This is a genomic window from Enterococcus sp. 3H8_DIV0648, assembly GCF_002140655.1.
Taxonomy (GTDB): Bacteria; Bacillota; Bacilli; order Lactobacillales; family Enterococcaceae; genus Enterococcus_A; species Enterococcus_A hulanensis.
In genome coordinates, this window is record NZ_NGLG01000001.1 from 827,249 (window position 1) to 837,331 (window position 10,083).

Annotated in this window: 9 protein-coding genes; all 9 read left to right on the plus strand. The window is 39.1% G+C overall.

Going from position 1 to position 10,083, the window contains the following annotated elements; genetic code table 11:
- Positions 1-23: 23 nt before the first annotated feature.
- The 9 genes from ylqF (at position 24) to codY (ending at position 9,997) form a co-directional block, all read left to right on the plus strand.
- Positions 24-872 (plus strand): ribosome biogenesis GTPase YlqF, encoded by an 849-nt coding sequence (ylqF, locus tag A5875_RS03860; protein WP_088932386.1) that lies wholly within the window; start codon positions 24-26, stop codon positions 870-872.
- Complete coding sequence (locus A5875_RS03865; RefSeq protein ID WP_088934624.1) at positions 872-1,636, plus strand: ribonuclease HII; 765 nt, start codon at positions 872-874, stop codon at positions 1,634-1,636. Before ylqF ends, A5875_RS03865 begins: the two co-directional genes overlap by 1 nt.
- A gap of 57 nt (positions 1,637-1,693) precedes the next feature.
- Complete coding sequence (gene dprA / locus A5875_RS03870; RefSeq protein WP_088932387.1) at positions 1,694-2,548, plus strand: DNA-processing protein DprA; 855 nt, start codon at positions 1,694-1,696, stop codon at positions 2,546-2,548.
- 101 nt (positions 2,549-2,649) lie between these two features.
- Entirely contained in the window at positions 2,650-4,728 is a 2,079-nt protein-coding gene (gene topA, locus A5875_RS03875) for a type I DNA topoisomerase (protein WP_088932388.1), read from the plus strand.
- Between the two features lie 19 nt (positions 4,729-4,747).
- The gene (trmFO, locus tag A5875_RS03880) at positions 4,748-6,046 is read left to right on the plus strand and encodes an FADH(2)-oxidizing methylenetetrahydrofolate--tRNA-(uracil(54)-C(5))-methyltransferase TrmFO (RefSeq protein ID WP_088932389.1); all 1,299 of its coding nucleotides are present in this window, start codon (positions 4,748-4,750) and stop codon (positions 6,044-6,046) included.
- A gap of 202 nt (positions 6,047-6,248) precedes the next feature.
- Complete coding sequence (xerC, locus tag A5875_RS03885) at positions 6,249-7,148, plus strand: tyrosine recombinase XerC (protein WP_088932390.1); 900 nt, start codon at positions 6,249-6,251, stop codon at positions 7,146-7,148.
- Between the two features lie 31 nt (positions 7,149-7,179).
- A complete protein-coding gene (gene hslV, locus A5875_RS03890) occupies positions 7,180-7,725 on the plus strand; it encodes an ATP-dependent protease subunit HslV (RefSeq protein WP_088932391.1) in 546 nt (181 codons plus the stop codon).
- 74 nt (positions 7,726-7,799) lie between these two features.
- Positions 7,800-9,191 carry an ATP-dependent protease ATPase subunit HslU gene (hslU, locus tag A5875_RS03895; RefSeq protein ID WP_088932392.1) on the plus strand — a complete coding sequence of 464 codons (1,392 nt, stop codon included), beginning with the start codon at positions 7,800-7,802 and terminating at the stop codon, positions 9,189-9,191.
- Between the two features lie 17 nt (positions 9,192-9,208).
- Complete coding sequence (gene codY / locus A5875_RS03900; RefSeq protein ID WP_088932393.1) at positions 9,209-9,997, plus strand: GTP-sensing pleiotropic transcriptional regulator CodY; 789 nt, start codon at positions 9,209-9,211, stop codon at positions 9,995-9,997.
- Positions 9,998-10,083 lie beyond the last annotated feature (86 nt).

A 10,083-nucleotide genomic window follows, 5' to 3' on the forward strand; every position in this document is an offset into this window, starting at 1 on the left:
TCACTTTCAAGGAGGAAATATATATGACTATTCAATGGTTTCCCGGGCATATGGCTAAAGCTAGACGAGAAGTCGCTGAGAAGCTAAAATTTGTCGACATTGTCTTTGAGCTGATTGATGCTCGATTGCCACTATCATCACGTAATCCAATGCTAGATCAAATTGTACAGCAAAAACCGCGTTTAATTCTGTTAAATAAGTCTGACTTAGCTGACCCTAACCAAACCAATTTATGGGTGAACTATTTTCGAGGTCAGGGACATCACGTACTTGCGTTGACTGCTAAGGATGATAAAAGCGTTAAACAAATTGTTCCTGCCAGTAAAAAAGTTTTAGCAGAAAAAATTGCCCGTGATAAAGAAAGAGGGCTGAAGCCGCGAGCAATTCGGGCAATGGTTTTAGGGATACCCAATGTAGGAAAATCTACATTATTGAATCATTTAGCCGGAAAGAAAATTGCAAGTACCGGTAATCGACCTGGAGTTACTAAAGGTCAGCAATGGTTACGTTTTGGTTCTCAATTAGAGTTGTTAGATACTCCCGGAATTTTGTGGCCTAAATTCGAGGACCCCGCAGTCGGGAAAAAATTAGCTCTAACAGGAGCAATCAAGGATGATCTTTTGCACTTGGATGATTTGGCTCTTTATGAACTAGAAGTATTCTGCCGATTTTATCCAGAGCAATTAAAGTCTCGTTATAAATTATCGGATGAAGACTTATTTATGGCACTGCCTGAATTATTATTACTAATTTCTGAAAAACGCGGGTTTAAAGATGACTATGAGCGTGCAAGTGAGATGTTGATTCTTGAATTGCGTCAAGGTAAGTTAGGTCGTTACACGTTGGATCGTTTTGAGGAGCTGAGTGAATGATGGAAAAATTATCAATCAGCGCAGTGAAGGCAGAGATCAAGAACATCATCTCGCCAGATGATCCTCGTTTAGCAGAATTTCGACAAGACCCCCGCAAAGGTGTCCAACAAGCGCTAAACCAGTGGCAAAAGCAGCAAGAAAAACAAGCTGCACTAGCTGAAAAATATCATGAAATGTCAGTTTTTGAGAGTGAGAAGAAGTCACTTGGCTTTCAGGCAATTTGCGGCATTGACGAGGTTGGGCGTGGACCATTGGCTGGACCAGTGGTTGCAGCAGCAGTTATTTTAAATGAAGAACATGAGATCTTAGGTTTGAATGATTCAAAGCAACTTTCAGCACATAAGCGTGAAGAGCTTGTTGCAGAAATCAAAAAAAATGCGCGTGCAATTGGTATTGGTGAAGCAACGGCAGAAGAAATTGATCAATTAAATATCTACCAAGCGACTAAAGTGGCCATGCAACGTGCGATAGACCAGTTAGAAATTGCACCAGACTGTTTGTTGATTGATGCGATGGTTCTAGATAATGGCTTGCCGCAAGAAAAAATTATCAAAGGTGATGCACGATCAGTTTCGATCGCCGCTGCAAGCATCATTGCAAAAGTCTATCGTGATGAATGGATGACAAGATATGGAGAGAAATATCCCGCTTATGGTTTTGCCAAGAATGCTGGATATGGAACTAAGGAGCACTTGCTGGCCATAGAAACGCAAGGAATTCTGCCAATTCATCGTAAAACTTTTGCCCCAATTAAAAATTTATAAAATAAAATCCTTCTTTTTTGAGTATCTTTTGGTAAAGAGCTGAAAAGAGGGATTTTTTTGAAAAATAATTTTCTATTACGTTTAAGTTTAACAAAAGGAATCGGTGCATTTGGCAAGCAACAGATTTATCAATTCGCTAAGAGGCATCAATGGTGGGAATTTGATGGATTAGAAGTACGTTTATTGGCACAAACCACTAAAACGAACGATTGGAATGAGTGGACGGAGGAACGATTAAGCGAGATCCAAAGGACTCATCAGTTCATCACTATTGAAGATGAAGAGTATCCAGATGCATTGCGGTATGTCCCAACTCCGCCGTTAGTATTATTTTATAAAGGTGATTTGAATTTACTAAAGCGAAATATGTTGGCAATCGTAGGTGCTCGAGATGCGACAAATTATGGTTATCATGTTTTAGAGGAATTGCTGCCAGATATTACCAAACGGGGATTTGTAATAGTTAGCGGACTGGCTAAGGGGATTGATAGTTTTGCTCACCAATTTGCTATTAGCAATCAAGGAAAAACGATTGGAGTAGTTGGAACTGGCTTGGATATTTGTTATCCTAAATCTAGCGGTAATTTACAAATAGAAATGAGTCAACACCATTTAGTTTTGAGCGAATATCCAAATGGTACGACTCCGGCAAAATTTCACTTTCCAATGAGAAATCGAATTATTGCAGGACTGAGCAGCGGCGTTTTGGTAGTAGAAGCAAAAAAACGCAGCGGATCACTTATCACTGCTCAACAAAGTTTGGAATATGGAAAAGATGTATTTGTGGTTCCCGGATCAATATTGGATGGGCGATCTAGTGGCTGTCATCAGCTAATACAAGATGGTGCGATTTGTGTTGAAAAAACACAGGATATTTTTGATTCTTATGATTTATGGAATAAAATTCACTAGACCTGACTTGACAAACAAAATTTGAATAGCGTATTATAGGCTACGATTTGTCAGTAGTTACCGATATATAATAGAAGAAAAAATTGAGGAGGCAAATACATTTGGCCTATAAATACCTAGTTATCGTGGAATCACCAGCAAAAGCAAAGACCATTGAGAAATATTTAGGAAGAAACTACAAAGTGGTAGCAAGTGTTGGACATGTTCGTGACTTGCCAAAAAGTAAAATGGGGATCGATGTTGAGAATAATTACGAACCTCATTATATCTCGATTCGCGGCAAGGGCGATGTTATCAAAAGTTTGAAGCAGGCAGCTAAAAAAGCACAAAAAGTTTATCTCGCAAGTGACCCGGATAGAGAAGGAGAAGCCATAGCATGGCATCTTGCCTATTTGTTAGGGTTAGACTTAAAAGATAAAAATCGTGTTGTCTTTAATGAAATTACAAAAGATGCTGTTAAGGCAGCATTCAAAGAACCTCGTTCAATTGATGTCTCTTTAGTCGATGCTCAACAGGCACGACGAGCATTGGACCGATTAGTAGGTTATTCAATTTCGCCAATTCTTTGGAAAAAAATTAAAAAAGGCTTGAGTGCCGGACGTGTTCAATCGATCGCTTTGAAGATGATTATTGACCGTGAGCAGGATATTCGTGATTTTATACCAGAAGAATACTGGAGTATTGATGGAAATTTCAAGAAGAAAACTAAGAAATTTAAAGCTAACTTCTGGGGTATTGATGGGAAAAAGAAAAAGCTTTCGAACGCAGAAGCAGTGAAAGAAGTCACTTCAAGGATTGATGGTAAGGATTATGAAGTAACCAAAGTTGAGAAAAAGGAACGAAGACGGAATCCAGCATTGCCATTTACTACTAGTAACATGCAACAGGAATCCGCTCGTAAATTAAACTTCCGTACTAGAAAAACCATGATGGTTGCTCAGCAATTGTATGAAGGGATCGCTTTGGGCAAGCAAGGTACAGTAGGTTTAATTACCTATATGCGTACCGACTCAACTCGTATTTCGGATACTGCTAAGACTGAGGCAGCGGAATTTATTGAAAAAACTTACGGTAAAGAGTATTCGCAACACCATGCACGTAAAGCGAAAAATCCACAAGGGGCGCAAGATGCCCATGAAGCAATTCGACCAACAAGTGTTCAACGGACACCGGATGAGATGAAACAATATTTAGATAAAGATCAATTAAAACTTTATACCTTGATTTGGTCGCGTTTTGTTGCTAGCCAAATGACTGCGGCTATTCTGGATACAATGAAAGTGACTTTGGAGCAAAATGGTGTGATTTTCATTGCCAATGGTTCTAAAATCAAGTTTAAAGGATTCATGCAAGTCTATATCGAAGGTCGTGACGATGGCAAAGAGGATAAGGAAAACATTTTGCCGGAACTTGAAAAAGGCGAAGTGGTTCAATCTGTCAATATTGAACCGAAACAGCACTTCACTCAGCCGCCAGCTCGTTTTAGTGAAGCAACGTTAATCAAGACGCTTGAAGAAAACGGAGTGGGCCGACCATCAACTTATGCTCCAACGTTGGATACGATCCAACGTCGTTACTATGTGAAACTAACTCAAAGACGTTTTGAACCAACCGAGCTTGGTGAAATTGTTAATACCTTAATCGTTGATTTCTTCCCACAAATAGTGGATGTCAACTTTACGGCCGAAATGGAAAATGATCTAGATAAGGTCGAAGAAGGCAAGGAAGAATGGACCAAGGTTGTAGACCGATTCTACAAGCCATTTGCAGTAGAGCTTGAAAAAGCTGAAGAAGGCATTGAAAAAATCCAAATCAAAGATGAACCAGCCGGCTTTGATTGTGATGTTTGCGGTCACCCTATGGTAATCAAATTAGGACGTTATGGTAAATTCTATGCATGTAGTAATTTTCCTGACTGTCGCAACACAAAACCGATTATTAAAGAAATTGGTGTTGAATGCCCAGTTTGTCATAAAGGACAAGTCGTGGAACGGAAATCAAAGAAAAATCGTTTATTCTATGGTTGTTCACGCTATCCAGACTGTGACTTTACTTCTTGGGATAAACCAGTCGGCCGCAGCTGTCCAAAATGTGATGGCTACCTAGTTGAGAAAAAAGTTAAAGGCGGCAAACAGGTTGTCTGTGTTAATGGAGATTACGAAGAAGCAGTACAAAAATAATTTTATAAGTGAGGAATAGATGGTAAAAACAGTTAATGTTATCGGGGCCGGTTTAGCCGGAAGCGAAGCTGCATGGCAGTTAGCAGAGGCAGGTGTTCCTGTAAATTTATATGAAATGCGGCCAATTAAATCTACTCCAGCACATCACACTGGAAATTTTGCAGAGCTCGTTTGCAGTAATTCATTACGCGGAAACGGCCTGACTAATGCAGTCGGTGTATTAAAAGAAGAAATGCGTCGATTAAATTCTGTTGTAATTACTTCGGCAGATGAGACGGCAGTGCCTGCGGGCGGCGCTCTTGCAGTTGATCGTAATAATTTTTCTGAATTAATTACGAAAAAAGTAAAAGAGCATCCGCTTGTTAAAGTTATCGCTGAGGAAATTACCAAAATTCCGGAAGGCATTACTATTATCGCGACTGGTCCGCTGACTTCGGAAACTCTTGCTGAAGAAATCGCAAAATACAATGGCTCACATGGATTTTACTTTTACGATGCAGCAGCTCCAATTCTAGATGGTTCTACCATTGATCGTGAAAAGGTTTATTTGAAGTCTCGTTACGATAAAGGTGAGGCGGCATATCTGAACTGTCCAATGACGGAAGAAGAATTCATGCGGTTTTACGAAGCATTGATCGATGCAGAAGTTGCGCCGCAAAAAGAATTTGAGAAGGAAAAGTTTTTTGAGGGCTGTATGCCGATCGAAGTTATGGCTAAACGCGGGATTAAAACGATGCTGTTTGGTCCAATGAAGCCTGTTGGTTTAGAAGATCCAAAAACTGGAAAACGACCTTATGCTGTTATTCAGTTACGACAAGATAATGCGGCAGCTTCAATGTACAATATCGTCGGCTTTCAAACACATTTGAAATGGGGCGAGCAGAAACGTGTCTTCCGATTGATTCCTGGTTTAGAAAATGCGGAGTTCTTACGTTATGGGGTTATGCATCGCAACAGTTTTATGAATTCACCAGAGCTTTTACGACCAACCTACCAAAGTAAAAAGCGCGATGACTTATTCTTCGCGGGTCAAATGACTGGTGTAGAAGGATATGTAGAAAGTGCTAGTAGCGGGCTGGTAGCCGGTTTGAATGCTGCTAAGTTGGCGAAAGATGAAGAGTTGATTGAGTTCCCTCGTGAAACTGCGATTGGTTCAATGGCATATTATATCACTCATGCAGAAGGCAAACACTTTCAACCGATGAATGCCAATTTTGGCTTATTTCCAAGTTTACCAGAGCGAATTCGTGATAAGAAATTGAGATATGAAGCGCTAGCTGAGAGAGCGTTGAACGCCCTAGCTGAAATGAACAATTAAAGAAAAATTCCGTTGCTTGAGCAATGGAATTTTTTATTTTGGACAAAATAAATCGGATTCATGTTTGATTTGACAGCAATTATGAAATATCTGTAAAGAATTGTTAGTATATTCGTGAAAAGTCAATAAATTCTGACAATTCAATTGTATTTAAAAAGCTCTTATGCTACATTTGTGATATGTTTGTGAGGTGAGAAAAAGTTTGGAAAATGAAGCTGCAATGCAAGAGTTTATGGGTTATTTAATAACCGAGAGAGGCTATTCAGAAAAAACAAAAGAAGCCTATCAGCGAGACCTAAATGATTTTTATGATTTTCTACAGAATTCAGGAGAGCCTCTGCTGATGACCGTAAATCATTTGGACGTCCGTGTCTACTTAGCTTTTTTAAACGATCAAAAATATAGTCGTAATACGATCAGTCGAAAGATTGCTAGTTTACGATCTTTTTATCAATATCTTTTGAAACATGAAAAAATCAAGGAAAATCCTTTTTCTTATGTTCACCTCAAGAATAAGCAAGCAAGGCTGCCACGCTTTTTTTATGAAAAAGAGATCGAGGTACTATTTAATAGTGTTGATGGGGCAGAACCATTGGATCAACGGAATCGCGCATTGTTAGAAGTACTTTATGGGTCAGGCCTTCGTGTCAGTGAATGTGCAAATCTCAGATTGTCTGTTATTGATTTTGATAATAGCGTTATGCTGATACATGGGAAAGGAAACAAAGATCGCTATGTTCCATTAGGTTCTTATGCAGCAGATGCGATCCAAGAATATATTCACGATGGACGTAAAAGGTTGATGGAGCATTTCGGTAAAGAGCATGACTATCTATTCGTCAATCATCGTGGGGAGCAGATTACATCAACTGGTATTGAATATGTACTCAATCAAATCATCAAAAAGAGCAGTTTAACTAGCGATATTCACCCCCACATGCTGCGGCATAGCTTTGCTACACATTTGTTGAATAATGGTGCTGACTTACGTACTGTACAAGAATTATTGGGGCATGCTAATTTATCAACCACCCAAATTTATACACATGTAACAAAGGAAAGCCTACAAAAAAGTTATCGCTCATTTCATCCAAGAGCTTAGAAGTTAAAACTTATACGAAGGAGAGAATAAAATGTCTGAATCACAATTTCATTCAACTACGATCTGCGCGATCGAAAAAGATGGAAAATTAGCTATGGCCGGTGATGGTCAAGTTACAATGGGAGAACAAGTTATCATGAAGGGGACGGCGCGGAAAGTTCGTCGGATCTATAATGGAAAAGTTGTTGTAGGTTTTGCCGGAAGTGTAGCAGATGCTTTTACTCTAGAAGAGAAATTTGAAGGCAAGCTAAACGAATATAACGGAAATCTTCAACGAGCAGCCGTAGAGCTGGCACAAGAATGGCGTACACAACAAGCAATGAAAAATTTAGAAGCTTTATTGATCGTTATGAATGAAGACGAGATGCTTTTAGTTTCTGGTAATGGTGAAGTAATTGCACCAGATGATGGCATTTTAGCGATTGGTTCTGGTGGAAATTATGCATTAGCGGCGGCTCGGGCCATGAAAAAGCATAATTCTGAGATGAGTGCCAAGGAAATGGCAGAGAGTGCGTTAAATATCGCTGCAGATATTTGTGTCTTTACAAACCATAACATTATTGTTGAAGAAATGTAGTTTGATAAAACATTTTTTTAAATCGACTTATTTGTCTAAGAATGAATCCATCATATTAAGTAAGGAGAATCAAGATGACTGAAGTTAATAAAACACCAAAAGAAATTGTAAGTGAATTAGATCAATACATCATCGGACAAGACGAAGCAAAGCGTTCAGTAGCGATTGCTTTACGTAATCGTTATCGTAGAATGCAATTAGAAGAGTCGATGCAGCAAGAAGTTACACCTAAGAATATTTTAATGATTGGACCAACCGGTGTTGGGAAAACAGAGATTGCTCGCCGTTTGGCGCGAATTGTCAAAGCTCCTTTTGTGAAGGTGGAAGCTACGAAATTCACCGAAGTCGGATACGTTGGTCGCGATGTAGAATCAATGGTTCGCGATTTGGTTGAAAACGCCATTACAATTGTTGAAAAAGAGCAATATTCAAAAGTTTATTCTCAAGCTTTAAAAAGAGCTAACAAGCGTTTGGTTAAAGTATTAGTTCCAGGAATTAAAAAAGAACAAAAACAAAGCAGCAATCCTTATGAACAGATGATGAATATCTTCAATCAAACGCAAACTGAATCTAAGGAAGAAGTTACTGAAGATATCAAAGTGAATCGTCAAACTGTGCTTGAGCAGTTAGAAAAAGGATTGCTGGATCAAAGAGAAGTTACGATTGAAGTTGCTGAACCGAAAAAGGCGATGCCGATGAATAACGGCTTAGAACAGATGGGGATCGATCTGTCTGACACTCTGGGTGCCTTAACACCAGAGAAAAAAGTTCAGCGGACGGTGACTGTTAAAGAAGCGCAAGAACTTTTAGTAAAAGAAGAACAAGCTAAATTAGTAAATGAGGGAGATATTTCTACTGCCGCAATCAAGTTGGCAGAAAGTTCTGGTATTATCTTCATTGATGAAATTGATAAAATCACTTCTAAATCGCAACAAAATTCTGGCGAAGTTTCTCGTGAAGGTGTCCAAAGAGATATTTTACCAATCGTTGAAGGTTCACAAGTAAACACTAAGTATGGTGCGATTCAGACAGATCATATTCTATTTATCGCAAGCGGGGCCTTTAGTCTATCAAAACCAAGCGACCTGATACCTGAATTACAAGGACGCTTTCCAATCCGTGTTGAGTTGAGTGATTTATCAGCGGAAGATTTTGTCAAGATTTTGACTGAGCCAAATAATGCGTTGATCAAGCAATACATCGCTCTTGTTGGCACTGAAAATGTCAAAATCATCTTTACGCAAGAAGCAATTGAACGAATTGCTCAAATCGCCTTTGATGTAAATCGTGAGACTGATAACATTGGTGCTCGTCGTCTACACACGATTTTAGAAAAATTACTAGAAGATTTGTTGTTTGAAGCGCCTGATATGCAAATGGGTGAAATCAAAATCACAGAGGCATACGTGGATGAGAAATTGGTATCCATCGCTCAAAATAAAGATTTAAGTCGTTACATTCTTTAAAAAATGGAGGGGAAAAAGTGGAAACATTATTAGAGAAAACACGCCAAATAAATAAGTTGATGCAGCAGAAAAATGCCTTTGAGCCAGCTGCAGAATTACCTTACAATAATATGGCGCGAATTTTAGGGGACATCCTGGGCTCACTGACCTACATCATTGGAGCGGAAGGGAAATTGTTGGGACTTAACGAAAAGATTGATATCAATACTGATCGTGTTCGTTCATTTTTAGTTGATCGCCAATTTCCTGATAGCTATGTATCGGAAATGAAGGAAGTATTTAAAACAGAGGCCAACATTCCTGTGGCAAATGAGCTGACGGCATTTCCTACGGAGCGGGCGGAGCTTTATCCTAATGGTTTAACGACAGTTATTCCAATCTTCGGATCTGGGGAGCGCTTAGGTACGATCGTGCTAGCTCGAACAGAAGGCGCGTTTGATGATGATGATCTTGTTCTGGCAGAATATGGTGCTACAGTTATCGGGATGGAAGTTCTATATCAGCAATTTTTGAATGTGGAAGAAAAGATTCGCAGCCAAACAGCTGTGCAAATGGCGATTAGTACACTTTCATACAGTGAATTAAAAGCTGTCAAGGCGATTTTTGATGCTTTAGAAGGCGATGAAGGTCGTTTAACTGCTTCAAATATTGCAGATAAAATTGGCATTACGCGTTCAGTGATTGTTAATGCTTTGCGGAAGCTGGAATCTGCTGGGATTATTGAATCTCGTTCTCTTGGGATGAAGGGAACGTATTTAAAAGTTTTGAATCCATTGTTTAAGGATGAATTAGTACGTCATAAGTAAAGTTGCTAATCCAACTTTTTTAGTTCGATCAACCTCTAAAGTAATCAAAGGGACTTGAATTTGTCTAGTTGGATGATATATGGTAT

What these genes read in the sequence shown, in the direction of transcription:
- ylqF (WP_088932386.1), top strand. Translation starts at nt 24, where the DNA reads ATGACTATTCAATGGTTTCCCGGGCATATGGCTAAAGCTAGACGAGAA.
- A5875_RS03865 (WP_088934624.1), top strand. Translation starts at nt 872, where the DNA reads ATGGAAAAATTATCAATCAGCGCAGTGAAGGCAGAGATCAAGAACATC.
- trmFO (WP_088932389.1), top strand. Translation starts at nt 4,748, where the DNA reads ATGGTAAAAACAGTTAATGTTATCGGGGCCGGTTTAGCCGGAAGCGAA.
- hslV (WP_088932391.1), top strand. Translation starts at nt 7,180, where the DNA reads ATGTCTGAATCACAATTTCATTCAACTACGATCTGCGCGATCGAAAAA.
- hslU (WP_088932392.1), top strand. Translation starts at nt 7,800, where the DNA reads ATGACTGAAGTTAATAAAACACCAAAAGAAATTGTAAGTGAATTAGAT.